Genomic DNA, 24,107 nt, shown 5'->3' with positions numbered 1-24,107 from the left:
TCAAAGTTCTTCATGCTTGTAGATTCCCACTGCCACCTGGATTTCCCCGACCTCATCCAAGACGAAACCGCCATGCTGGCCCGCATGGCCGACAACGGCGTCACCCACGCCCTGTGCGTGGCGGTAAAGCTTGAGACCCTCCCCGGGGTGATCGGCGTGGCCGAGCGCCACCCCAACGTGTTCGCCTCGGTGGGCGTGCACCCCGACAACGCCGACTGCGAAGAGCCCGACGAAGCCCGCCTGCTCGCGCTCGCCGCCCACCCCAAGGTGGTCGCCATCGGCGAGACCGGCCTCGACTACTACTGGCACAAGGATGCGCCCGAGTGGCAGCGTGACCGCTTCCGCACCCACATCCGCGCAGCCCGCCGCTGCGCCAAACCGCTGATCATCCACACCCGCGACTCGGCGGCCGACACCCTCCGGCTGATGCACGAGGAAGGCGCCGGCGAAGCAGGAGGCGTCATGCACTGCTTCACCGAGACCCTCGAGGTGGCCAAGGGCGCCCTCGACCTCGGCTTCTACATCTCGTTCTCGGGAATCGTCAGCTTCAAGAACGCCGAATCCCTGCGGGACGTGGCCCGCTACGTGCCGGCCGACCGCCTGCTCGTCGAGACCGACGCGCCTTACCTCGCACCAGTGCCTTTCCGCGGCAAGACCAACCAGCCGGCCTACGTGCGCCACGTGGCCGAAGCCGTGGCGGCAGCCCGCGGCGAAACCCTGGAAGCGGTGGCCGAAGTTACCACCCGCAATTTTTTCCAACTCTTCAAGGACGCCAGACCGTGATGAAACCCAGTTTCCGCATCTTCTCCCCCCGGCCGGCCAGGCTCGCGGCGCTGCTCGTCTGCATGCAACTCGCCCTGCCGGTATCGGCCGCGTCCCTCGACGACCTGCTGAATGCCGCCAAGCTGGGCGACGCCCGCGAAGTAGCCCAGCTGGTGGCCAAGGGCATGGATCCGAACTCGACCGACGCCGGCGGCAACACCCTGCTGATCCTGGCGGCCCGCGAAGACCAGCCCGCGGTGGTGGCTGAACTCCTCAAGACCCGCGGCGTGAAGCTCGACGCCCGCAACGCGGCCGGCGACAGCGCGCTGATGCTGGCCTCGCTGCGCGGCTACACCGGCGTCGCCGAACAACTGGTCAGCGCCAGGGCCCCTTTCGACCACGGCGGCTGGAACCCCTTGCTCTACGCCGCCTTCGAGGGCCGCAGCGCGATCGTTGACCTGCTGCTGGCCAAGGGCGCCAACCCCGATGCGCTGGCGCCCAACCAGAGCTCGGCGCTGATGTTCGCCGCCCGCAACGGCCACGAGGAGGTCGTCACCCGGCTGCTCAAGGCCGGTGCCAGGCTCGACCTTAAAAACGACCAGGGCGAGACCGCCGAAAGCTGGGCGCTGAAGCACCGCAACACCGACATCGCCGAGCTGATCGGCGCCGAACGCAAGGCCCGCGCAGCCCGGGGCAAGTAACACACGGGGGCTTCCCGCTCCACACCTACCGCCCGCAGCCTGCGCGGCGGATCACGCCGGCACCTGGCTTCGTCCACGTGCCGGTGTTTTTTGGCTCGCGGGGCTGCAGAACCCTGGGGCCGAAAACGCCGCGGTGGCAGCCCAGCGCCCAAGGCTCGCATCGACACTCGCCCACGTGCGTTTTCTGCCCCCCAAAAAGACGGGGAGACGGCCCCTGGCAGAACGCCCACCCGCCGCCTGCGCGTCTCCGAACCCATGCCCCCGGCGGATCGCGGAGGGCGGCGCCGGGCCGCAGCGTGGCGGCAGGCCCGCCTGCCGGCGCTCAACGCCAGCCGGCGAGCGGGGTACTTCGACAACGGCTGCGGCTGAAACGCCAGGGCAGCGCCGGTGCAACGCGGCGCAACAGCGCGGCACACACCACGGCCAGGATCGCGGGCACCAGGGCACCGCTGCTCCCGCCCGCCAGCAGGACACCGGCGAACACGCCGCTCACCATCAGGATCCGGCAAATCAAGGTTTCCATCATCGACTCCTTGGAAGGGAATTGGGACTCCACAGGGCTACCCAGCCAGTGGCTTGCACGGCTCAGGACCCTTGCGGTGCATGTGCACTCGATAGTGTAATTATATACAGCATTCGAGCTATCGCAAGTTCAAGCCCTGAGGTCAGCCCTCCGCATGGTTTTACAGCGAGGTAAACTCGGGGCCATGGACGCGAATTTCTCTGCCCGGCCCCAGGCCGAATCTTCCCCAGCCCCCGCCATTCCGCTGCGCCCCCTCGACGAACTCGCGATCCCTCCCGAGCTCGACGGGCGCACCGGCGACAACCGCGCCGATCCGGCCCGCCTGCAGATCAGCGCGGCCAGCGACGCCGAGGCCATCCGTTGCTTTCTCGTGGAGTACGACCGCTCGCCCGGCACGCTGCGCATCTACCAGCGGGAGTGCGAGCGGCTGTTGCTGTGGTCGCTGGTCGAGCGGGGCAAGCCTTTGTCCAGCCTCAACCGGCAGGATTTCGAGGCCTACCTCAACTTTCTCGCCGACCCGCAGCCGGCCGCCCTGTGGTGTGGGCCGAAGACCGAACGGGTGTCCGAAAAGTGGCGGCCCTTCGTCGGCCCGCTCAGCGAGAGCGCCGTGCTCACCGCGATGGCCGCGATCAACTCCCTGATGCGCTACCTGGTGGACGCCGGCTATCTGCTGGGCAACCCGCTGGGCCTGATCCGCCAGCGCCGCCGCAAGATGTCCGCCGACGCGGGCGGTGGCCCGCGGGCGGTGGTCAGCACCGAGGAGGTGGAGAAGATCGAGCGCTTTCTCGACGAGCAGATGTGGCAGGCCGTCACGGCGGCCATCGAGGCCATGCCCCGGGACGCGGAGCGCGGGCGCGACGAATACGAGCGGGCCCGCTTCATCGCGGCCACCCTCTACATGCTGGCGCCCCGGGCCGGCGAACTCGAGAGCCACCGCATGAACAGCTTCCGCGAGGAGCGCGGCCTGTGGTGGTGGCACGTGGTGGGGAAGGGTGGCAAGAAGGCCAAGGTGCCGGTGGCGGACGACATGCTGCAGGCCCTGATCCGCTACCGCAAGCACCTGGGCCTCTCCGCCGTGCCGCGACGGGACGACACCACACCGCTGCTGGTGTCGGTAAAGGACGGCAGCCCGATCACCGCCCGGCGCCTCAACCAGATCCTCAAGAAGATCTTCGCGGCCGCGGCCGACCTGCTGCCGCCGGAAGCCGAGCACAAGAAGGAGAAGCTGCGCGCCGCCTCGGCCCACTGGGGCCGCCACACGGGCATCACCGCCAAGCTCGACAGCGGGATCGACGAACGCTTCGTGCAGAAGGACGCCCGCCACACCGACGCGCGCACGACCCAGCGCTACATCCACGAAGAGGAAGAGCGCTGGCACGACGAGGCACAGAAACAGCGCCTGCGTTGGGTCGGCGAGAAGCGGGAAGACTGAACCCGCCTGAACCTCGCCCGGCGCGTTGGGTCAAAGTGTGTCGAATTCACCTTTCGTCATGACTATTACGCTATCCGGCCGGATACGTATGCTAAGGTATGCCTCGTATCAGTTTTTTGCATTTTTTCCGAGGCGGGGAGATGTCCGTGGCGCGTAGCAGCAGTGTCAATTTCGAGGCTGTCGAGCAGATCTGTTTCCAGTTGCTCTCCCAGGGCGAGAACCCCTCCTTCAACCTCGTCTATTCCGAGCTCGGCAACAAGGGCTCGAGCGAGGTCGTGCAGCGCTACATCGACCAGTGGCGCCGGGAGACCGGAGCCGCCTACTTCCGTCAGCGCAGCATTCCGGGCATGCCCGACGAGCTGGTGTCGGCCGCCGACGCCTTCATGGCCAACGTGTGGTCCCTTTCGCTGCAGCAGGCCGACCAGGTGCTGGCCAGCCAGCGCCAGGCCCTCGAGGCCGAACGGGAGGCGGTGAATGTGCAGCTGCAGGCCGCCCACGACCGCATCCAGCAACTCGAAGCCGCGGCCAACGGGGCGGCCCAGCAGATCGCCGGCCGCGAACAGCTCATCCAGGAGCGGGACGCCACGATCGCCGAGCTGCGCGGCCAGCTGCAGGACAGCCAGCGCCAGCGGGAGGCCCTCGAGGTCCGCGTCAAGCTGCTGGAAGAAGCCGCCGAAGGACGCGACCAGAAGTTCGCCGCCGAAACCGAACGCCTGACCCGCCTGCTGCAGAACGACCGGGAGCGCTACACCACGGCCCTCAAGGAAGAACAGGAGCGCAGCGCCGGCGAGCGCGAGGCCCTGCTCAAGCAGATCGAGCAGGCCCGCCAGGACAAGGTCGCCGAGATGCTCGCCCTGCGCCAGCAGGTCGCCAACCGGGAAGAAAGGGAGGCCCGCCAGCGCGAGCAGACCGAGGAGGCCCGCGCCGCACTGCGGGAGGCCGTCTCCAAGGCCCGCCAGATCGAAACCTCCCTCGCCGCGGCCGAGGGCCGCATCGAGCGCCTGCAGGCCCAGCTCAAGATCGCCAGCGATGCCGCCCACGGCAAGGAGTCGGCGGTGGCCGCCGCCGAGGCCCGCGCCCGCGCCGTCGAAGAGCTCCGCCTCGTCGAAACCGCCCGCGCCCAGCGCGCCGAGGCCCTGGTGGCCGAGATGCAGGCCGAACTGGCGGCCCGCCGCAAGCAGAGCGCCTGAGCTTGCCGGACGGGACCGGCCGCGTCCGGCTCCGCACTCCCACGCCAAACTCGCGCCCCGAACGCCTTCACCGGCGGAGCCTATCCGGTAGACTGGGCGCCATGCGCGCAATCACTTCTTCCCCGATCCGGCGGCTCGCCGCCGTGCTGGCCGCGGCCCTGCTGAGCGGCTGCGGCCAGGTCTGGAACGACCCCTATCCGGCGGCCGAGCGGGGCGGCAACATCCTGTACACCGCCTTCAGCCAGCGCCCCAAGCACCTCGACCCGGTGCAGTCCTACAGCGAGGACGAGGCGACCTTCCTGTACCAGATCTACGAGCCGCCGCTCCAGTACCACTACCTGAAACGCCCCTTCCAGCTCCAGGTGGCCGCCGCGGCCCAGATGCCCACGCTGCGCCAGTTCGACGCCGCCGGCAGGCTGCTGCCCGCCGGTGCCGACCCGGCCAGCATCGCCCGCAGCGAATACGAGATCCGCATCCAGCCCGGCATCCGCTACCAGCCCCACCCGGCCTTCGCGGTGGACGCGGCCGGCAAGCCGCTCTACCTCGACCTGCCGCCCGAGGTGGTCGCCACCAAGCGCAGCCTCGCCGACTTCCCCCAAACCGGTACCCGCGAGCTCACCGCCGAGGACTACATCTACCAGATCAAGCGCCTCGCCCACCCGCGCCTGCACTCGCCGGTGCTGGAACTTATGGGCGACTACATCGTCGGGCTCAAGGATCTCCACGCCCGCCTGGTGGCCGACGAGAAGGCCCGCGGCGCCAAGGGCGAGGGCGGCGGCTGGATCGATCTGCGCAACTACCCGATGGCGGGCGTCGAGCTCGTCGACCGCTACACCTACCGGGTGCACATCAAGGGCACCTACCCGCAGTTTCCCTACTGGCTGGCGATGCCCTTCTTTGCGCCGATGCCCGTCGAGGCCGAGCGCTTCTTCGCCCAGCCGGGCATGGCCGAGCGCAACCTGACCCTCGACTGGTGGCCCATCGGCACCGGCCCCTACATGCTGGTCGAGAACAACCCCAACGCCCGCATGGTGCTGGCCCGCAACCCCAACTTCCGGGGCGAGAGCTACCCCTGCGAGGGCGAGCCCGACGACTCCGGGGCCGGGCTGCTGGCCGACTGCGGCAAGCCCATCCCCTTCATCGACAAGGTGGTGTTCAGCCGCGAGAAGGAAAGCATCCCGGCCTGGAACAAGTTTCTGCAGGGCTACTACGACGCCTCCGGCGTGTCGTCCGACAACTTTGACCAAGCCGTGCAGATGGGCGGGCAGGGCGACGTGAGCCTCAGCGACGAGATGGCCGACAAGGGCATCCGCCTCAACACCTCGGTGGCGCCGACGGTGATGTACATGGGCTTCAACATGCTCGACCCGGTGGTCGGCGGCAGCAGCGAACGGGCACGCAAGCTGCGGCAGGCGATCTCGATCGCCATCGACCAGGAGGAGTTCATCTCGGTGTTCCAGAACGGCCGCGGCGTGCCGGCGATGCACCCGATCCCGCCGGGCATTGCCGGCTACCAGGCCGGGCAGGCGGGGATCAACCCGTTTGTGTACGACTGGGTGGACGGCAAGCCCCAGCGCAAGTCGGTGGACGAAGCCCGCCGCCTGCTGGCCGAGGCGGGCTACCCGGGCGGGCGCGACGCGAAGAGCGGCGAACCGCTGGTGGTGTACCTCGACACCACGGGCTCGGGCATGGGCGACAAATCGACGGTGGATTGGCTCGCCAAGCAGTTCCGCAAGCTCGACGTGCAGCTGGTGGTGCGGGCCACCGACTACAACCGCTTCCAGGACAAGATCCGCAAGGGCAATGCCCAGCTCTTCTACTGGGGCTGGAACGCCGACTACCCCGATCCCGAGAACTTCCTGTTCCTGCTCTACGGCGCCCAGGGCAAGGTGAAGAGCCAGGGCGAGAACGCCGCCAACTACGAGAACGCTGAATACGACCGGCTCTTCGAGCGCATGAAGGCGATGCCCGACGGCCCCGCGCGGCAGGCCATCATCACCCGCATGCTGGCGATCCTGCAGCACGACGCGCCATGGGTGTGGGGGTTCTACGAGAAGGCCTACACGCTGCAGCACGGCTGGCTGTACAACCGCAAGCCAGGCAAGATCGTCCGCAACACCCTCAAGTACCAGCGCATCGACGTGGCCGCGCGGGAGCGGCTGCGCGCCGAATGGAACCGGCCGATCCTGTGGCCGCTGCTCGTGGTCGGCCTGCTCGGCGCCCTCATCGTGGCGCCGGCGGTGACGCACTACCGGCGCCGGGAGCAGGCCGGGGCCGACGGCGCCTGAACCCTGCCCGCCGGGCCGCACCGTTCGCGCCGGGGCCCGGCTTCACGGCCCGGGCAGCAGGCCCTCGCTGCGCAGGCGCCTGCCGATGACCCGGATCAGGTCTTCGACCACCTCGCTCGACGAGGCGGGGTTGAAGGATTCGCTCACCGCGGTCCACACCGGCCTGCCCTCGGGCAGGCGGTAGAGCAGGGTTTCGACGATGACCCGGGTGTCTTCGACCACCTGGGGCTTGGTCGCGTAGGAGGGGTAAAGGGGGCTGAAGGGGTAGAAGTAGGGGTGGCGACCCCAGAACAGCGGTTGATACAACAGGGGGTCCTGGGCCGGCAGCAGGCGCTGGGTCTTGTCCACGGACACCAGGCGGGCCATCAGCACGGCGTCGAAGCCCGCCTCGACGAGACGGCCGCGCACCTCGGCCTGCTCAAGCTGCGGCGCGAGCCCCAGCTGATGGGCCGCCTGGGCCGGGAGGGCCGGCTGCAGGCTCTGGACGACCCGGTTTTCGGCCATCTTGCGCAGGTTTTCGTCGCTCACCGCCACGAAGACGGCGAGCCTGCGCGGGGCGCCGGCCGTGTCGCCGCCGTCGCGCCAGCTCGTCTTGATGGTCGTCATGCCGCCGCAGCCGGCGAGCACGAAGAGGGTGGCAAGCAGCAGCAGGGCCAGGCGATGTCTCATCGGAGTGCTCCTTGGACGGGTTGTTCGGTTGGACGCCCGGAGCGGCCCGGGATTCCCGCCGTCAGTGGAAATCCCGGCTGTGGGTGGCCAGCGCCCCGAGCAGGGGGCTGCGGTCGACGACCCGCTTGGCGTGCAGATGCACCACGCTGCCCTGGCGGGTGACCTGCCCATACACGCCCAGCAGGCGGGCGCCGAGCAGGATGCGCCGCTCGGCCTCGAGGAGCTCCGGCCGCACCACCACATTCACCCAGCCGGTCTCGTCTTCGAGGGTGACGAACATCGTACCCCTTGCGGTGCCGGGGCGCTGCCGGCAGGTGACGATGCCGGCCGCCCGGGCCAGCTTGCGGTCGGGCGCGGCGGCGATCTCGGCGGCCGGCAAGAAGCGTTCGGCCCCCAGCCGCGCGCGCAGAAAGGCCAGCGGATGACGACCGAGGCTGAAGCCCAGGCGGGCGTAATCGGCGACGAGGTCGTGGGTTTCGGCGGGCGCGGGCAAGAGGGGTGGCGGGTCGACGACCGGCGCGTCGTGGAGGACACCGGGCGGCGCCTGGCTGCCGGCGGCGGCCCACAGGGCCTGGCGCCGGTGCCCGGCCAGGCTGGCCAGCGCGCCGGCCGCGGCGAGGGTGCGCAGCTCGACGCTGGAGAGGGCGGCGCGGCGGGTGAGGTCGTCCACCGACTCGAAGGGGCCGTCGCGACGGGCCTGGCCGATACGCCCGGCGGCGGTGGCGTTGAAGCCCCGGACGAGGCACAGGCCGAGGCGAGCGGCCGGCGGATGGCCGTCGGGGCCGGGCTCGAGGGTGCATTCCCAGTCGCTGGCCGCGGCATCGGCCGGCCGCACCTCAACCCCGTGGCGGCGGGCGTCCTGGATCAGCTGGGACGGGCCGTAGAAGCCCATCGGCTGGCTGTTGAGCAGGCCGCACAGGAAGGCCGCCGGCTCGAAGCACTTGAGCCAGGCCGACACATACACCAGCAGTGCGAAGCTGGCCGCGTGGGACTCCGGAAAGCCGTAGCTGCCGAAGCCCTGGATCTGCTGGCAGAGGGCCGCGGCAAACTCGCGGGCGTAGCCACGGGCCAGCATGCCGTCCATCAGCTTCTGCTGGTAGCGCTGGAGGTCGCCCTTGCGGCTCCAGGCGCCCATGCTGCGGCGCAGCTGGTCGGCTTCGCCGGGCGTGAAGCCGGCGGCCACCATGGCCAGCTGCATCACCTGCTCCTGGAAGATCGGCACGCCGTGGGTGCGCCGCAGCACCGGCTCGATCTCGGGCCGGGGGTAGGGGATGGGCTCGTGGCGGGCGATGCGCTCCCGGGCCTGCAGGTAGGGATGGACCATGCCGCCCTGGATCGGCCCGGGCCGCACGATGGCCACCTCCACCACCAGGTCGTAGTAGCAGCGGGGCTTGAGCCGCGGCAGCATGCTCAGCTGGGCGCGGGATTCGACCTGGAACACGCCCATCGCGTCGGCCCGGCAGAGCATGTCGTAAACCTCCGGGCGCTCGCGGGGGATGTCGGCCAGCGTGAAGGGCTGCCCGCGCCGCTGCGCCACCAGGGCCAGGCTGCGGCGGATCGCCGACAGCATGCCCAGGGCCAGCACGTCCACCTTGAGCAGGCCGAGGGTTTCGAGGTCGTCCTTGTCCCACTGGATGACGGTGCGGTCGGCCATTGCCGCGTTCTCGACGGGCACCAGCTCGGCCAGCGGCCCGCGGGAGATGATGAAGCCGCCCACGTGCTGGGACAGGTGGCGGGGAAAGCCGACCAGCTGGTTGGCGAGTTCGAGGAGCATCCGCACCCGCGGGCTGGCCGGGTCGAGGCCGGCTTCCCGCACCCGCTCGGGGGACACCTGGCCGCCGTCCCACCAGGCCAGCCGGCGGCTGATGTGCTCGAGCTGGCCGGGGTCGAAGCCGAGCGCCCGGCCCACGTCGCGCAGGGCGCTGCGCGGGCGGTAGCGGATGACGGTGGCGGCCAGCGCGGCCCGGTCGCGGCCGTACTTGGCGTAGATGTACTGGATCACCTCCTCGCGGCGGTCGTGCTCGAAATCGACGTCGATGTCGGGCGGCTCGTTCCGCTCCCGGGAGATGAAGCGCTCGAAGAGCAGGCTGGCCTGGCCCGGCTCGACCTCGGTGATCCCCAGCGCGTAGCACACCACCGAGTTGGCCGCGGAGCCGCGCCCCTGGCACAGGATGCCGCGGCTGCGGGCGAAGCGCACGATGTCTTCAACCGTGAGGAAGAAGGCTTCGTAGCGCAGCTCGGCGATCAGCGCGAGCTCCTTGAGGGCCTGCTCGCGAACCTCGGGCGGAATGCGCCCGCCGCCGTCGCCCCCCGGCGGGTAGCGCCGGCGCAGGCCCTGGCCGACCAGGGCGCGCAGGTGGGCGCTGGGGGTGAGGCCGGGCGGGACGATCTCTTCGGGGTATTCGTAGCGCAGCTCGCCGGGCGAGAAGTGACAACGGGCGGCGATGGCCAGGCTCTCGGCCAGCCAGGCGGGCGGATGGCGGCGGGCCAGCACGGCGCGGGGCTGGAGGCGCTGCTCGGCGTTGGCGGCGAGCAGGGTGCCGGCTTCGTCGAGGCTGACCCGGTGCCGCAGGGCGGTGAGCACGTCGGCGAGGCGGCGGCGGGAGGCGTCGTGCATCAGGGGTGCGCCAGTGGCAACCACCGGCAGGCCCGCACTGGCGGCGGCATCGGCAATCCAGACATTGCGGGCGTCGTCGTCGGGGCCGAGCAGGCGCTGGGCGGCCAGCCAGGCAGCACCGGGGAAGCGCCGGGCCAGCCAGTGGGCGTCGCGGGCCAGCTGCTGCGGGTCGTCGCCCGCATCGTCGGGGGGCAGCAGCAGGGCCAGGCAACCGGGCAGGCCGGCGTTGAGGTCGGCGCGGGTGAGGTGGTAGCGACCCTTTTCGGCGGACCGGCGGCCGCGGGTGATCAGGCTGGAGAGGCGTCCGTAGGCGGCGCGGTCGGTGGCCAGCAGGACCAGCCGGGGCCCGTCGGCCAGCTGCAGGCGGGTGCCAACGATGAGCTGGATCACCTCCGGCTGCCGTTGCCAGGCCGCGTAGGCCCGCACCATGCCTGCCAGCGAGCATTCGTCGGTGATCGCCAGCGCGCTGTAGCCGAGGCTGGCCGCCTGGCTCAGCAGCTCTTCCGGGTGCGAGGCGCCGGTGAGGAAGCTGAAGCAGGAGCGGCAGTAGAGTTCGGCAAAGGCGGGTGGAGCACCATCGGGCATCCGTTTACTGTATAAATAAACAGCCCCCAGATCAAGGCCGGCTTGCCACGTCGGGGAGGCAGGAGCCTGCCTCCGGTTCAGCGTTGCGCATCAACGCTCCCTGCGACAGCGGGCTGCCAGCCCAGCCAGCGCGAAGAGGGCGAGCAGGCTGACGGGGTCGCTGGCACCGCCACCACCGCCGCCCGAGCCGCTGGGCGCCGCCGCGACCTCGATGGAGACATCCTGCACGCCGGTGCGGCCGGCGTCGTCCGTCACCGTGAGCCGCAGGATGTAGGTGCCAGCCACCGGCGCCGTGAAAGTGGTGCTGGGCGTGTTGGATCCCAGGATGCCGGCGGGGCCGCTCAACTGGGACCACGCCCAGGTGCTCAGGGCCGCGCCAGGGGCCGCCTGGCTTTGTTCGGAACCGAGGGTGAAGGCGCTGCCGGCCCGGGGCGAGGCGGGCACGCTGATGACGACCGACGGATTCTGCGCCCCCGCGTCGATCGCTGCGGCCACCGCAGCGGCGGCGTTGAGCATTCCGGCACCGCAGCTGGTGGTGGTGCAGTTGCACTGGCCATCGCTGGTGGTCTCGGGGCAGGTCGGCAAACTGCTGTCGCCGGGGAAGACGCGGGCCGTGCGCTTGATGCGGTTGGCGACCTCCGCCTCGCCCAGGGCGGGGTTGGCAGCGATCATCAGCGCGGCGGTGCCGGCCACCAGGGGCACCGAGAAGCTGGTGCCCCTGGTGACGTCGTAGATGCCCGTGTAGCCGTTGGCCGCCGGCGTGGTGGTGCCGAGGTTGATGGCATTCACGAAGGGGAACAGGCAGGGCTCACCCTGCAGGATATTGATGCAGTTGCCCGCCGGTGCGCTGATGCCGACCTCCGGGCCGTAGCTCGAATAGCCGACCTTGGTACCCGCGTGGCGGATGCCGGCGACGGCCAGCACCCCGGCGCAACTGGCGGGCTCTTCGACCGGGCTCGTCTCGTTGCCGGCGGCGGCCACGATCAGGGCGCCAGCCTGGCGGACTTCGGCAATCGCGCTGGCGTAGGCGCTGCTGCAGCCGTTGCCACCGGCCAGGCTCAGGTTGATGACCTTGGCCGGGTTCGGGTTGGCGGGCACCCCGGGCACCGCGAGCCCGGCCGCCCAGCGCATGCCGGCGATGATGTCCGAGTCGTAGCCGCCGCACTTGCCGAGCACGCGCACCGGCAGCACGCGGGTGGCACCGCCGGCACCGGCGATGCCGAGGCCATTGTTGGCCTGGGCCGCCACGATGCCGGCCACCTGGGTGCCGTGCCAGGAGCTGCTGCGGGTCGTCGATGTGCCGCACATGCTGCGCAGGTCGGCGTTGGCCAGATCGGCAGCGGAGAGGTAGTCGCCCGGATCGGAGGCGTCGGCGTCGCGGCTGCCGTCGCCGTCGCCGGAGTTGAGGGCGTCCGCGATGAAGTCGTAGCCCGGGAGCAGCGACGCGGCCAGGTCTTCGTGGTCGAAGCGCACGCCGGTGTCCACCACGGCGACCACCACGCTGGCGCTGCCGCCGCCGAGGCTCCAGGCGCCGACGGCGTCGATCGCCGCGGGCCGGGTGGCGCCAGGCGCCTGCAGATACCACTGGCTGCCGAAGAGCGGGTCGTTGGGCAGCGCGCGGATGGTCTTGATGCGGTCGGGCACCGCGTATTCCACGTCGGCCTGCCGGGCGAGGCGGGCGGCGAGGGCATCCGAGCTGATGCCGGAGGCCTGCATCACCTGCAGGTCGGGCGCCGGCTGGCCGAGCAGCCTGGCGCTGACCCCCAGGCGGGCGCCGAGGCTCTGCACCCGGCTGGCCGCCTGGGCCTGCTTGAGGGGCGAAGCGGCCTTGAGTTTGACGATCACCCGGGCTTCCAGGTCGGCGGCGGGGGCAGGGGAGGCGAGCAGGGTGCCGGCGCCGAGGAGGGCGGCACACAGGGCATGGCGGAGGGTCATCGCAAGTCCTTGATGGTGTCGGAGCTCAGGGAGTCGATCGAAGGGGCCGCCTTGAGGGCAGCCAGCGCGCGGCCGCAGGCGGGGTCGTCCGGCGGGCAGCGCAGGCGGTAGGCGTGGCTGCGGGGCGACAGGGACGATACAAAGTCGACCTCGGCGCCACTCAGCGCGGCGAGGCGGGCCAGGGTGGCCGGCGCGGCGCCGTCCACGGGCCCGGTGAAACCGATGATGACCCGGAGCGTCACCGGCTCGGTTGCCGGCGGCGCGGCGCAGGCCTGCAAGCCCGCCAGGCCCGTGACGAGGAACAGCAGGCGGCCGAGCCGTCTCACGCACCCCTCCGGCACATCAGCGCATCAGCGCGGCGGGCCCCGGCGGGCCGGCTTGGCGGCCGGTGCGGGCGGCTTGGCATACAGCTTGAAGACACGCTTGGCGTCCTGTTCGGCGCGGAGCTGGGTGCAGATCGAGGGGTCGTCGTCGTGGCCGCTGAAATAGCCGTCGGCCTGGGCGCGCATCACCAGCTTCACCGCGGCGTCTTCGCTGAGGCCGAAGCGTTCGTAGATGAGGGTGGTGACTTCGTCCAGGTGTTGTTCGTAATTCATGGTCGTTCCAGGTTCGTGGGCGTTTGCCCGGTGTTCAAGGGTGGAAGGATAATCCCTTTCCCAGCTGCCCACCCCATCGAGTTCGACCTGCGAGGCCCCCATGTCCGCCACTCCCGTCCTGTCCGCCCTCTACCGTTATCCGGTCAAGTCCATGCGCGGCGAATCCCTTGCCGCCAGCCCCGTGGGCCCGGCCGGGCTGCCCTACGACCGCACCTGGATGGTGGCGGACGAAAATGGCCGCTTCGTGACCGGCCGCACCCACCCCGAGCTGGTGCTCGTGACGGCGAAGCCAGGCCCCGGCGGCGTCACCCTGAACGCGCCCGGGCGTGACGACCTGTTCGTCCCCGACGACGCCTTCACCGAGCCCTGTCCCACGATCGTCTGGGGCAGCGAGTTTCCGGCCTGGCGCGGCGCCACCGCGGCCGACGCCTGGATCTCGGCCTACCTGGGCACCCGCCTGCGCTTCATGTGGATCGGCGCGGACACCGCCCGCCGGGTGAAAACCGCCCCCGACGTCCCGCTCACCTTTGCCGACGGCTTTCCGCTGCTGCTGATCGGCCAGGCCTCGCTGGACGAGTTGTCGGCCCGCCTTGGCCGGCCGCTCAGCATGGCGCGCTTCCGCCCCAATCTGGTGGTCGCCGGCGCCGCGCCCTTTGCCGAGGACGGCTGGAAGCGCATCCGCATCGGCGGCACCACCTTCCGCCTCGCCAAGCCCTGCGAGCGCTGCGTGTTCACCACCGTCGACCCCGACAGCGGCCGCAAGGCCCTCGACCAGGAGCCCCTGCGCACCCTGGCAAAGTTCCGCAAGACCCCGGAGGGCGTGCTGTTTGGCCAGAACGTGATCGCCGAGGGTTCGACCGAGCTGGTGCTGGGGATGCCCGTCGAAGTGCTCGAATGAAGCGGGCGAGGGCCAGGGCAGGGCGGTTCACCCCGCGGCACGCGCAGCACGATTTGGGCGCGGCGGGCCGAACTGGATAGAATCGCGGCTGGTTTTCCGTTCAACCCTGGCCAGACACGCTCATGACTATCACCTCCCTGAAACAACTTCCGCAAACCAACATCTTCCGCAAGGGCGACGTGTTCGTGCTGTTCGGCGAACTCTTCGGGCGCGGCTACGCCAGCGGCCTGGTCAATGAAGCGCGGAAGGCCGGCATGGAGATCGTCGGCATCACGGTCGGCCGCCGCGACGAAAACAACGCACTGCGCCCCCTCGACGCCGAAGAGCTGGCCGCCGCCGAAGCCAACCTGGGCGGCAGAATCATCAACGTGCCGCTGATGGCCGGCTTCGACCTCGACGCTCCGGCCGGCGAGCCCACGCCCACCGATCTGCTCGGCAAGCTCACGCTCAAAACCTGGGAGACCGACAAGCTCGACTGGGACCACATCGAAAAGTGCCGCCAGGTCGGCATCCAGCGCTTCAAGGACGGCGTGGCCCAGGTGATGGCCCAACTCGACGGCCTGATCGGCGAGGGCCGCAATGTGTTCTTCGCCCACACCATGGCCGGCGGCATCCCCAAGGCCAAGGTCTTCATGGTGATCGCCAACCGCATCTACAAGGGCCGCGGCGACCGCTTCATGTCGTCCCAGACCCTGCTCGACAGCGACCTGGGCAAGCTGATCCTGCAGAACTTCGACGAAGTGTCGGCTAACAGCTTCCAGTACCTCATCGAAGGCAGCGCGGCGATCCGCGCCCGCATCGAGGCCGCCGGCGGCCAGGTGCGCTATTCGGCCTACGGCTACCACGGCACCGAGATCCTGCAGGGCGGCACCTACCAGTGGCAGACCTACACCAACTACACCCAGGGCTACGCCAAGATGCGCCTCGAGCGCATCGCCCGGGACGCCTGGGCTCAGGGCGTCAAGGCCACGGTGTACAACTGCCCGGAGATCCGCACCAACTCCACCGACGTCTTCGCCGGCGTCGAGCTGCCGCTGATCTCGCTGCTCCATGCCCTCAAGAAGGAAGGCGGCGGCGCCTGGGCCGACGCCCAGTGGCAGGCCTGCCGCGATCTGCTGGCCGACGGCCACAGCCTCGAGGACGTGTTGCAGAAGGTCGCCGACTTCCACGCCAGCGACGTGATGCAGGGCTTCCGCGATTTTGCCGCCTGGCCGATGCCCAACAACCCGGCCCAGGCCGACCTGACCATCGGCACCTCGGACGCCATCGCCGAGATGCACAAGGACCGCAAGGCCCTGATCACCGATCTGCTCAGCACCCTGGTGCTCGAGGCCACCGGGCCGCTGATCCTGCGCGAATCGTCGGCGCCCACGGGCCCGGTGCTGTGGCTCAACCACGACATCATCGCCCAGCAGCTCAACCAGCTTCACGCCTGACGGCTCGACCGCCGGACGGCGCATCGCCGTCGTCCGGCGCAGGCGCGCAGCCAACGGAACCGGCGCGAAATCCACGCACTGCGCGCCACCGGCCACGGCACGCGCAGCCCGAGCGCCGCGGAGTCCGTGGCGACGGGTGCTCCAGGCGGAAATGCATCAAACCGGAAATGCATCAAACCGGCACCAGACCAGGCAAACCGGGCTCCGGCGGCCCAGAACACGGCCAGAGGGGCTCCCCCTCCCATTTTAAGGTGTTCTGAAATTTTCTATTTTCAGAAACAAAAGGTACGGTCGAACGCTGCCCCGCCACACCAGCTTCGAATTAAAAGGCATGGTCGAACGCTGCCCCGCCACACCAGCTTTGAATTTTTCGCCTTACACACTAGACGACTGGTCTAATTGACTTTACGCTTGCATCCATGAACACCCGTCACGCCGACACTCGCCAGCACATCCTCGAAACCGGCCAGCGCATCGTCGCGTGCAAGGGGTTTTCCAGCGTCGGGCTCAACGAGCTGTTGCAGGCCGCCGAAGTGCCCAAGGGTTCGTTCTACCATTACTTCAAGTCCAAGGAGCTGTTCGGCCAGGCGGTGCTCGAGGCGTATTTCGACGGCTACCTCGGCCAGATCGACCGGCTTTTCGCAACGCCGGGCCTCAGCGCGCGGGAACGCCTGCTGGCCTACCTGCGGCAATGGCAGCACAGCCAGTCCGGCGCCAGCGACGACGCCAAATGCCTGGTGGTCAAGCTTGGCGCCGAAGTGGCCGACCTCTCCGAAGCCATGCGCCTGACCCTGCGGGACGGCACCACGCGCATCATCGACCGCCTGGCCCGCTGCATCGCCGATGGCGCGGTCGATGGCTCCCTGCCGGCCCTTGAACCCCTGGCCACGGCCCGCACCCTCTACCAGCTTTGGCTGGGCGCCAGCCTGCTCGCCAAGCTCAGCCGTGACGACAGCCCCCTGGCCCAGGCCTGGGAAAGCAGCCTCACGCTGCTGTCGGCCTGACGGCCGTTTTTTCGATTGACTCTAGACGACCAGTCTAATTTTACGGAGACCTGCCCCATGTCTGCCCTGTTCCAGCCCTTCACGCTGAAGGACGTCACCCTGCGCAACCGCATCGCCGTCCCGCCGATGTGCCAGTACATGGCCACCGACGGCCTCGCCAACGACTGGCACCGCGTCCATCTGGCCAGCCTCGCCCGCGGCGGCGCCGGCCTCGTCATCGTCGAGGCCACCGCGGTCTCCCCCGAGGGGCGCATCACACCGGGCTGCCTGGGCCTGTGGAACGACACCCAGGCCGAGGCGCTGGCGCCGATGGCCGCGGCCATCAAGGCCGCCGGCGCGGTGCCGGGCATCCAGATCGGCCACGCCGGCCGCAAGGCCAGCGCCAACCGCCCGTGGGAAGGCGACGACCACATCGCCGACACCGACCCGCGCGGCTGGCCGACCCTGTCGCCCTCGCCGCTGGCCTTCGGCGCCCATCTGCCCAAGGTGCCGCGCGAGATGACGCGGGACGACATCGCCCGGGTGCGCGCCGACTTCGTCGCCGCCGCCCGCCGGGCCCGCGACGCCGGCTTCGAGTGGCTGGAGCTGCACTTCGCCCACGGCTACCTGGGCCAGAGCTTCTATTCACGCCACGCCAACCAGCGCACCGACGAATACGGCGGCGACGTGGCCGGGCGCAGCCGCTTCCTGCTGGAAACACTGACCGCCGTGCGCGAAGTGTGGCCCGAGCATCTGCCGCTCACCGCCCGCTTCGGCGTGCTCGAATTCGACGGCCACGACGCGGAAACCCTGGCCGACTCCATCGAACTCACCCGTAAGTTCAAGCAAACGGGCCTCGACCTGCTGAGCGTCAGCGTCGGCTTCTCGACGCCGAGCGCGACGATTCCCTGGGCGCCGGCCTTCCTGGCACCGATCGCCGAGCGGGTGCGCCGCGAAGCCGGGATTCCGGTCGCGTCGGCCTGGGGCATCGACACCCCGCAGCTGGCCGAGCAGACCGTGGCCAAGGGCCAGCTCGACCTGGTGATGGTCGGCCGCGCCCACCTCGCCAACCCCCACTGGACTTACCACGCGGCCCGCACGCTGGAGGTGAATCGCGCCTCCTGGGTGCTGCCCGCGCCCTACGCCCACTGGCTCGAACGCTACGCCGTGCGCTGAACTCCGGCGCTCACTGAAAACTCACATCCCCACGCAAAGGAACTCCAATGAAGATCCTGATGGTTCTGACCTCCCACTACCGCCTCGGCGACACTGGCCACAAGACCGGCTTCTGGCTGGAGGAATTCGCGGCGCCTTACTACGTTTTCAAGGACGCCGGCGCCGACATCACGCTGGCCTCGCCCCTCGGCGGCCAGCCGCCCCTCGACCCGAAGAGCGATGACCCCGGCTTCCAGACCGACGCCACCCGCCGCTTCCGCGCCGACGCCGCAGCCCAGGCCCAGCTGGCTGCCACCCTGCGCCTGGACGCCGTGCGCGCCGACGACTTCGACGCCGTCTTCTACCCGGGCGGCCACGGCCCGCTGTGGGATCTGGCCGAAGATGCGGCCTCCCGCGCCCTGATCGAGGCCCTCGCGGCGGCCGGCAAGCCGGTGTCGGCGGTGTGCCACGCCCCGGCGGTCTTCCGCCACGTGCGCGGCCAGGACGGCCGGCCGCTGGTCAGCGGGCGTCGGGTCACCGGCTTCTCCAACACCGAGGAAGCCGCCGTCGAGCTCACCAACGTGGTGCCCTTCCTGGTCGAGGACATGCTCAAGGCCAACGGCGCCGACTACACCCGCGCCGCCGACTGGCAGGAGCACGTGGTCACCGACGGCCGCCTGGTGACCGGGCAGAACCCGGCCTCGTCCGAAGCCACCGCCCGGGCCCTGCTCGCCCTGCTGGGCTGAGTTGCCACCTCCCGGCTGCGCGGCGCTCAAGGGAACGCCGGGGCGCCGCACGTTTCCTTGCCCTGGGCACGGAGCCCGGCCCTGGGGGCGCTCAGGACTCGTCAAACAGCCGGGAGATCGAGTCTATGGCCTCGCCGCGGGCTTCGTCGTCCAGGTGCACGTAGTACTTGCTGGTCGTGCGCGGGTCCTTGTGGCGGAGATGTTCGGCGGTCATCGCCAGCGACACCCGACCCAGCGCGAAGTGGCTGCCCCGGGTGTGCCGCAGCCAGTGGGACGCGGCCTGGCGCAGGACGGGCCCCCAGTCGGGGTCGTGACGCTCGGCAAAGGGCGCGGCGTAATTGAAGAAACGCTGCAGCTCGGTGTTGAGGTAGCCCGGCGTCACGCCCGCGCCGGTTTTCAGGGCCCGGTCGCGGCGCAGGCGCTTGGGCGTCAACTTGACGATCAGCGGGATTTCGCCTTCGCCCGGCGACGGATAAGCCGGCAGGCCACGGACCAGGCGGTAACGGAGCAGCGCATCCAGGGCCTGCTCGTCCAGGGTGACCCGGTCGGGGCCGTCGCTGGCCGTCCGGCCCTTGCCGATCACCTTCCAGACCCAGCGCTGGCCGCTGCGGACGATGGCGTTCATCGTCGTCTCGGCCAGCTCCGCCCGGCGGCTGGCCGCCGCGTAGCTGAACAACAGGATGCAGCGCAGCCGCTCCCGGCGCTCCTGCGGCCAGCGCTTCACCGGGCCGGGCCCGGGCGGCTCGGCAACCGGTGAATCCGGAATCTGCCAGGTGTTTTCGTCGGAATCCAGAAAGCCGCGCAGCCAGCGCCAAAGCCCAACCGGAAAAGCCTTGCCGCCATCCTGGTTGTCCAGGGCGATGGCCTCCCGACGGCGTTGCCGCGCGTAGGCTTCGGGGCTGAGCTGGCGCTTCTCCAGCTCGTCGAGGGAGATCTCCTCGCCGGTGAGCCGGCCCAGCTTCATGCAAGGGTTGGCGGCCAGGTAGCCGCCCTCGTGCAGAAAGCGGAAGAAGCTGCGGATCGTCGTGTCGGCCCGGCGGCGGCTGCCAATGGCGAGCCCGCGCAGACGCGGCGCCTGCCCGTTGGCGGAGGCGGTCTCAAGCTTGAAGGGCATGTAGCCCGCCGGCCAGCCCTCGGACGGCAGGTAAGGCACCGCAAGCCACACCCGGAAGGCCTCCAGATCGCCCACGCTGGCGCTCGACAGCGGACGGCCACGGATATACAGCATGAAGGCCATGAAGCGCCGCAGCTCCTGCAGGTAAGCCTTGCGGGTGTGGCCGTTCTTGGCCCGGGTGTTCAGCCAGACGACGATCGCCTCGTGGTCGTTGTCCGCGCCCAGCACGTTGGCGGACAACGCCGCCCGCTGGGCACCCCGCACGCCCTGCAGATGCGCCGGGACCGGCAGCAATCCCGGCCTGACATCGTCTGCCGTGGCGTTGATGGGGGTCAGCGGATTCATCGAAGCCCTGCTTTCTTCAGACATGCGCGCCAGTTTTGATGAGATGGTTAATTGTATCGATAACAAACAAACTCGACACTATTAAAATAAATACGCAATAAAATTGCGCAATAACGCAATATATGAAACGATCTGAACACCCACTCAGCCGGGCTGCAGCAGCACCCGCAAACCGGCAAGAACCGGAAACAAAGCAAGGAAAGAACCGCCATGGCGAGCGCCGTCACCTACGAGATGGTCGAGGCCGTCTGCAACCACCTGGCCGCAACTGGCCAAAGCCCGACCTACCTGAAGGTGCATCAGCACCTCGGCAAGGGCTCGACGCGCATCGTGTCGGCCTACATCCGCCAGTGGCGGGAAGCCCACGCCCTCAGCCAGGCGCTGGAGCGCGACCCGCTGTTCGGAGAATGGCCCGAGGCCCTGCAGCTCAAGGCCCGCAGCCTGTTCGACGCCCTGCTGGCCCTCTCCGCCGAAGCCGCCAACGCCTCGGCCGACACCCAGCGCCAACGCTTTGAAGAACGCGAGCGGGAACTCGCCGCTGCCACACAGGCCGCCGATCAGCGCACCGCCGACGCCCACGCGCGCCTGCGCAGCGAACAGGCCGAAACCGAACGCCTGACGGCCGAGCTGAAATCCCTGCACGCCGCCGATCAGGCCCGCCAGGCCATGATCGCCGACCTCATCGCCCAGCGCGCCGAGCAGACCGCCCGGCTGGCAGAGGCCGCCGCACGGCTCGACACCCTGCGGGCCGAGCACGCCGCGCAGGTGCAGCAACTGGCCGACGCCGCAGTGGCCGAACGGCAGCGCCTGCTGGACGAAATCCGCCTGGAACAGGAACGCGCCGCGGGCGAGCGGGAACATCTGATGCGCCAGACCGACCAGCTACGCCAGGATCACGTGGTGGTGGTGGAAGAGTTGAAGCAGAAGCTGGTGAGGCTGGAGGGCGCGCTGGCCGGCCAGCGGCAGAAGAACGAGGCGCTGGAAACCCGCGCTGCGGCGCTGGCGTCGGCCCGTCAGCAGCTGGAAGGCGAAATGGAGAAACTCACCCGCCGGGCGGCCGGGCTGGAGGAAGAAGTGGCACGGCAGCAAACCCGCCAGGTGGCGGACGCCGCCCAGCTCGGCAGCCGGGAGGCCCAGCTTGCGATGCTGGCGCAGCAGCTCGGACGGGAAACGAAACGGGCGGAAGAGGCCGAAAAACGCCTGCTCACGCTGCTGCGGCAGGCCACCTCGACCGCTCCACCGGCGGCACCCGCACCAACGGGGCCGCAGGGCGACGGCGAAAGCTGATCGAACGGCGCCCGGGTCGTCCGCCCGGAGCGCCTGGAGGGACTTATTTGCGGCCGAACTTGTCGGCCAGGGCGGCCAGCTTGCGGGCGCGCTCCTGCTCGGCCGCAGCGGCTTCGGCGGCGGCCTTCTCGGCGCGACGCTTTTCGGCGCCGGCGCGGAAGTGCTCGCGCAGCAGCTGGGCCGCGTGGTCGCGCTGTTCGTCCGTTACGGCGTCGGACGGCGTGCCGTCGAGGTTGAAGCGGTTCGAGGCGCCCTGCATGGCCTTGAGGTAGGGAATCGACCGGGTATGGAAACCCATCGCCGGCCGCAGCAGCTTCTTGGCGAACTCGGGGCGGGCCGCCATCACCTGCTTGTCGATGCCGATGGCCAGCGGCTTGAATTCCGCAAACACCGGGAAGGCGGCGCGCAGGGCCTTGAGCATCTCCTTGGCGCTGCGGATCTCGGTGGAGGCGGTCGGGGTGGGGGTCGTAGTGTCCATCTATCGGTCGGCTGAAACTTGCGAGGCCCCGGATGTTAGCACTGTGGGGCGGCTTCGTCGTCAGATGGATGTCACAATATGCCAAAGGCGTCACCCTGGGCTGCCCCGCGGCCCGCGGACGGCGCAATTTCCGGGCCATCCGCTATAATCAGGCGCTCATCTCAACGGAGAACTTCTTGATGGGCTTTCTCGCCGGCAAACGCATCCTGATCACCGGATTGCTGTCCAACCGCTCGATCTCTTATGGGGTCGCCAAGGCGATGCACCGCGAGGGCGCGGAGCTCGCCTTCACCTATCAGAACGATCGCTTCGAGGAGCGCGTCACCAAGATGGCCGCCGAGTTCGGCAGCTCGCTGGTCTTTCCCTGTGATGTGCAGAGCGACGACGAGATCACCGCCCTGTTTGCCAAGCTCGGCCAGCACTGGGACGGCCTCGACGGCCTGGTGCATTCCATCGCCTTCGCCCCCGGCGAAGCCCTCGAGGGCGATTTCCTCGAAGGCGCCTCCCGCGAGGCCTTCCGGGTGTCCCAGGACATCAGCGCCTACAGCTTCGTGGCCCTCGCCAAGGCCGCCCGCCCCCTGATGAAGGGCTGCCAGGGCGCGCTGCTGACGATGACCTATCTCGGCGCCGATCGCACCATGCCCAACTACAACCTCATGGGGCTGGCCAAGGCCAGCCTGGAGGCCGCCGTGCGCTATACGGCGGTCAGCGTGGGGCCGGAAGGCACCCGGGTCAACGCCATCTCGGCCGGCCCGATCAAGACCCTCGCAGCCTCCGGCATCGGCAGCTTCGGCCGCCTGCTGGCCCTCAACGAGCACAACGCCCCGCTCCGCCGCAACGTCACCATCGAGGAAGTGGGCAACACGGCGGCCTTCCTGTGCTCCGACCTCGCCAGCGGCGTGACCGGCGAGATCATGTACGTGGATGCGGGCTTCAACATCACGGCAATCGGCAACCCAGAGCCCTTCTGAGCCCCTCCCCGCCTCAAAAAAATCCCTTGTAAACAAAGTTTTTTTGTTGGAACGAGCGGCAACCCCGCACCTGGGCCCGCCGTTTTCCGGCACGCCGGGTGCGCCCGTCGAGGCGTCCCCGTGATGACGGCGCTCCGGGGCTGGGCCTGGAGATCAGCGCCCTCGATACGGGTCCGCTGGACTTTCCGGCCACTTTTGACCATGTTGGCTGCCAGATGGCTTCTCACCGCGAGAGCGCCCCATGAGCACCGCCAGATGGACTGGATCCCCCTGGTGTGTCAGGCGCGGCTTGCGTCGATGCGGTGGTTCGCATCACGCGCATCACGCAGAGTGATCGGGCCCACGCACTGGCCATTCCGGAGCGCACCCTGACGAGGCGCAAGCGCGAGGGAGCCCTCTCCCCCGAAGAGCCGGCCAAGTTGTTGCACTTCGCCCGCGTGGTGGAGCGCGCGAAGACGGTCTTCGAGGAGGCCGATAGCGCCCTGAAGTGGCTCCAGGGCCCCAACGCGTCCCTCGGCGGTGTTACACCGCCGTCCCTGTTGGACACCCTCGGGCGTATCGAGCAAGGGGTGTTTGCCTGATGCGGAAGGGTGTCGCGGATCACCATCGCCCGCGTCGCCGGGACCGCCTTCAGCGGTGAAGGTGCCCGGCTCTAACGGCGGGCGCAGGAATCCGAAGGGCTGGGGCGTGGTTTACACCGCCGAACCCCAATCCCTGGCCCTGCTGGAACCGACGGGTACAGGACAACCCACTGCGCGCCCACTACGTCCTGGTTCCAGCCCAGCCTTCGGATCTGCCCGAGACACGCACCGAGAGCGGGCAGCAATTGCCCGACAACTGGCGCACCATCGCCGCCCGTGACCTCCTGCAAGCCCTTGAGCAGGCGTGGCTGCAGAGCGGGGAAGCGGTAGTCCTGAGCGTCCCCAGCGCGGGGCTCCCGGCCTCCCCTCCATAGGGATTTCGACCGCATCACGATTGGCGCGCTCCAGTCTCTGCAAATCCACACCCACCTGCTGCACATCTCGGCGAGCAGACGTAATCTGCGCTGGCGGCTCTACGCCCTCCTTCTGATAACGGGTTTGAAGGTGTCGAATGTTGAGCTTCCGACTCTTAATTGCATGAAATGAAAACAAGGGCGTAGCGAACCGAGCGGGCCCCACGACACCCACTGCACGCAACCTGCCGCCCGTCGCAAATGAAAAACCCCGGCAGTGCCGGGGTTTTCGCTGTGTTTCGGATCGCGCCCGAAAGGACGCGACGTACCGCAAATCACTCCCACTCTATTGTAAACAAGACATTTTTATCTTTTATATTCAATGGCTTATTTTCCTGCTAATTGGTAATACCATGAAAAATACCATGCTCAGAAAAGGCTTAACAATATTTTGAAAAATTG

The 24,107-nt window shown here is 69.2% G+C and carries 21 protein-coding genes; 13 read left to right on the top strand and 8 right to left on the bottom strand.

Going from position 1 to position 24,107, the window contains the following annotated elements; translation table 11 throughout:
- Positions 1-12 precede the first annotated feature (12 nt).
- Together ACE3OU_RS06220 and ACE3OU_RS06215 are read left to right on the top strand one after the other, a co-directional pair.
- Positions 13-783 carry a TatD family hydrolase gene (locus ACE3OU_RS06220; RefSeq protein WP_374240678.1) on the top strand — a complete coding sequence of 257 codons (771 nt, stop codon included), beginning with the start codon at positions 13-15 and terminating at the stop codon, positions 781-783.
- Positions 783-1,463 (top strand): ankyrin repeat domain-containing protein, encoded by a 681-nt coding sequence (locus ACE3OU_RS06215; RefSeq protein ID WP_374240677.1) that lies wholly within the window; start codon positions 783-785, stop codon positions 1,461-1,463. Before ACE3OU_RS06220 ends, ACE3OU_RS06215 begins: the two co-directional genes overlap by 1 nt.
- Positions 1,464-1,785: 322 nt before the next feature.
- Here ACE3OU_RS06215 and ACE3OU_RS06210 read toward each other — a convergent pair whose 3' ends face one another.
- Positions 1,786-1,986: a hypothetical protein gene (locus ACE3OU_RS06210; protein WP_374240676.1), complete on the bottom strand. Its 201-nt coding sequence runs from the start codon at positions 1,984-1,986 to the stop codon at positions 1,786-1,788.
- A 184-nt stretch (positions 1,987-2,170) separates the two neighbouring features.
- Here ACE3OU_RS06210 and ACE3OU_RS06205 point away from each other — a divergent pair, with 184 nt between their 5' ends.
- The 3 genes from ACE3OU_RS06205 (at position 2,171) to ACE3OU_RS06195 (ending at position 6,896) form a co-directional block, all read left to right on the top strand.
- Entirely contained in the window at positions 2,171-3,418 is a 1,248-nt protein-coding gene (locus tag ACE3OU_RS06205; protein WP_374240675.1) for a tyrosine-type recombinase/integrase, read from the top strand.
- 146 nt (positions 3,419-3,564) lie between these two features.
- Positions 3,565-4,608 (top strand): DNA-binding protein, encoded by a 1,044-nt coding sequence (locus tag ACE3OU_RS06200; RefSeq protein ID WP_374240674.1) that lies wholly within the window; start codon positions 3,565-3,567, stop codon positions 4,606-4,608.
- 101 nt (positions 4,609-4,709) lie between these two features.
- Complete coding sequence (locus ACE3OU_RS06195; protein WP_374240673.1) at positions 4,710-6,896, top strand: ABC transporter substrate-binding protein; 2,187 nt, start codon at positions 4,710-4,712, stop codon at positions 6,894-6,896.
- Positions 6,897-6,938: 42 nt separating this feature from the next.
- On the opposite strand, the gene ACE3OU_RS06190 is transcribed toward ACE3OU_RS06195, so the two are convergent.
- The 5 genes from ACE3OU_RS06190 to ACE3OU_RS06170 form a co-directional block, all read right to left on the bottom strand.
- Positions 6,939-7,565, bottom strand: a complete 627-nt coding sequence (locus ACE3OU_RS06190; protein WP_374240672.1) for a hypothetical protein — start codon at positions 7,563-7,565, stop codon at positions 6,939-6,941.
- Between the two features lie 61 nt (positions 7,566-7,626).
- Positions 7,627-10,767 (bottom strand): error-prone DNA polymerase, encoded by a 3,141-nt coding sequence (locus tag ACE3OU_RS06185; RefSeq protein WP_374240671.1) that lies wholly within the window; start codon positions 10,765-10,767, stop codon positions 7,627-7,629.
- A 90-nt stretch (positions 10,768-10,857) separates the two neighbouring features.
- Positions 10,858-12,702 (bottom strand): S8 family serine peptidase, encoded by a 1,845-nt coding sequence (locus ACE3OU_RS06180; protein WP_374240670.1) that lies wholly within the window; start codon positions 12,700-12,702, stop codon positions 10,858-10,860.
- On the bottom strand, positions 12,699-13,028 hold the full coding sequence (locus tag ACE3OU_RS06175; RefSeq protein WP_374240669.1) for a hypothetical protein: 330 nt from the start codon (positions 13,026-13,028) through the stop codon (positions 12,699-12,701). Before ACE3OU_RS06175 ends, ACE3OU_RS06180 begins: the two co-directional genes overlap by 4 nt.
- Before the next feature lie 24 nt (positions 13,029-13,052).
- Positions 13,053-13,298 (bottom strand): hypothetical protein, encoded by a 246-nt coding sequence (locus ACE3OU_RS06170; RefSeq protein WP_374240668.1) that lies wholly within the window; start codon positions 13,296-13,298, stop codon positions 13,053-13,055.
- A 100-nt stretch (positions 13,299-13,398) separates the two neighbouring features.
- Here ACE3OU_RS06170 and ACE3OU_RS06165 point away from each other — a divergent pair, with 100 nt between their 5' ends.
- The 5 genes from ACE3OU_RS06165 (at position 13,399) to ACE3OU_RS06145 (ending at position 18,516) form a co-directional block, all read left to right on the top strand.
- Positions 13,399-14,196, top strand: a complete 798-nt coding sequence (locus ACE3OU_RS06165) for an MOSC domain-containing protein (RefSeq protein ID WP_374240667.1) — start codon at positions 13,399-13,401, stop codon at positions 14,194-14,196.
- A gap of 122 nt (positions 14,197-14,318) precedes the next feature.
- Positions 14,319-15,632 (top strand): hypothetical protein, encoded by a 1,314-nt coding sequence (locus ACE3OU_RS06160; protein ID WP_374240666.1) that lies wholly within the window; start codon positions 14,319-14,321, stop codon positions 15,630-15,632.
- A gap of 419 nt (positions 15,633-16,051) precedes the next feature.
- Entirely contained in the window at positions 16,052-16,636 is a 585-nt protein-coding gene (locus ACE3OU_RS06155) for a TetR/AcrR family transcriptional regulator (RefSeq protein ID WP_374240665.1), read from the top strand.
- A 57-nt stretch (positions 16,637-16,693) separates the two neighbouring features.
- On the top strand, positions 16,694-17,791 hold the full coding sequence (locus ACE3OU_RS06150; protein ID WP_374240664.1) for an NADH:flavin oxidoreductase/NADH oxidase: 1,098 nt from the start codon (positions 16,694-16,696) through the stop codon (positions 17,789-17,791).
- Between the two features lie 47 nt (positions 17,792-17,838).
- A complete protein-coding gene (locus ACE3OU_RS06145; protein ID WP_374240663.1) occupies positions 17,839-18,516 on the top strand; it encodes a type 1 glutamine amidotransferase domain-containing protein in 678 nt (225 codons plus the stop codon).
- 91 nt (positions 18,517-18,607) lie between these two features.
- On the opposite strand, the gene ACE3OU_RS06140 is transcribed toward ACE3OU_RS06145, so the two are convergent.
- Positions 18,608-19,975 (bottom strand): tyrosine-type recombinase/integrase, encoded by a 1,368-nt coding sequence (locus ACE3OU_RS06140; protein ID WP_374240662.1) that lies wholly within the window; start codon positions 19,973-19,975, stop codon positions 18,608-18,610.
- A gap of 210 nt (positions 19,976-20,185) precedes the next feature.
- Here ACE3OU_RS06140 and ACE3OU_RS06135 point away from each other — a divergent pair, with 210 nt between their 5' ends.
- On the top strand, positions 20,186-21,262 hold the full coding sequence (locus tag ACE3OU_RS06135; RefSeq protein WP_374240661.1) for a DNA-binding protein: 1,077 nt from the start codon (positions 20,186-20,188) through the stop codon (positions 21,260-21,262).
- A 43-nt stretch (positions 21,263-21,305) separates the two neighbouring features.
- Here the strand turns inward: ACE3OU_RS06135 and ACE3OU_RS06130 are convergent, their stop codons facing one another.
- Positions 21,306-21,740 carry a ProQ/FINO family protein gene (locus ACE3OU_RS06130; RefSeq protein ID WP_374240660.1) on the bottom strand — a complete coding sequence of 145 codons (435 nt, stop codon included), beginning with the start codon at positions 21,738-21,740 and terminating at the stop codon, positions 21,306-21,308.
- A gap of 179 nt (positions 21,741-21,919) precedes the next feature.
- Between ACE3OU_RS06130 and fabI the strand changes: the two genes are divergently transcribed.
- Both fabI and ACE3OU_RS06120 read left to right on the top strand, forming a co-directional pair.
- A complete protein-coding gene (gene fabI / locus ACE3OU_RS06125; RefSeq protein WP_374240792.1) occupies positions 21,920-22,711 on the top strand; it encodes an enoyl-ACP reductase FabI in 792 nt (263 codons plus the stop codon).
- Positions 22,712-22,986: 275 nt separating this feature from the next.
- Positions 22,987-23,292 carry an antitoxin Xre-like helix-turn-helix domain-containing protein gene (locus ACE3OU_RS06120; protein ID WP_374240659.1) on the top strand — a complete coding sequence of 102 codons (306 nt, stop codon included), beginning with the start codon at positions 22,987-22,989 and terminating at the stop codon, positions 23,290-23,292.
- Positions 23,293-24,107: the final 815 nt, after the last annotated feature.

It is taken from the genome of Zoogloea sp. (genome assembly GCF_041908905.1).
Lineage (GTDB): Bacteria > Pseudomonadota > Gammaproteobacteria > Burkholderiales > Rhodocyclaceae > Zoogloea.
This window is presented reverse-complemented; position numbering and strand designations above follow the sequence as displayed.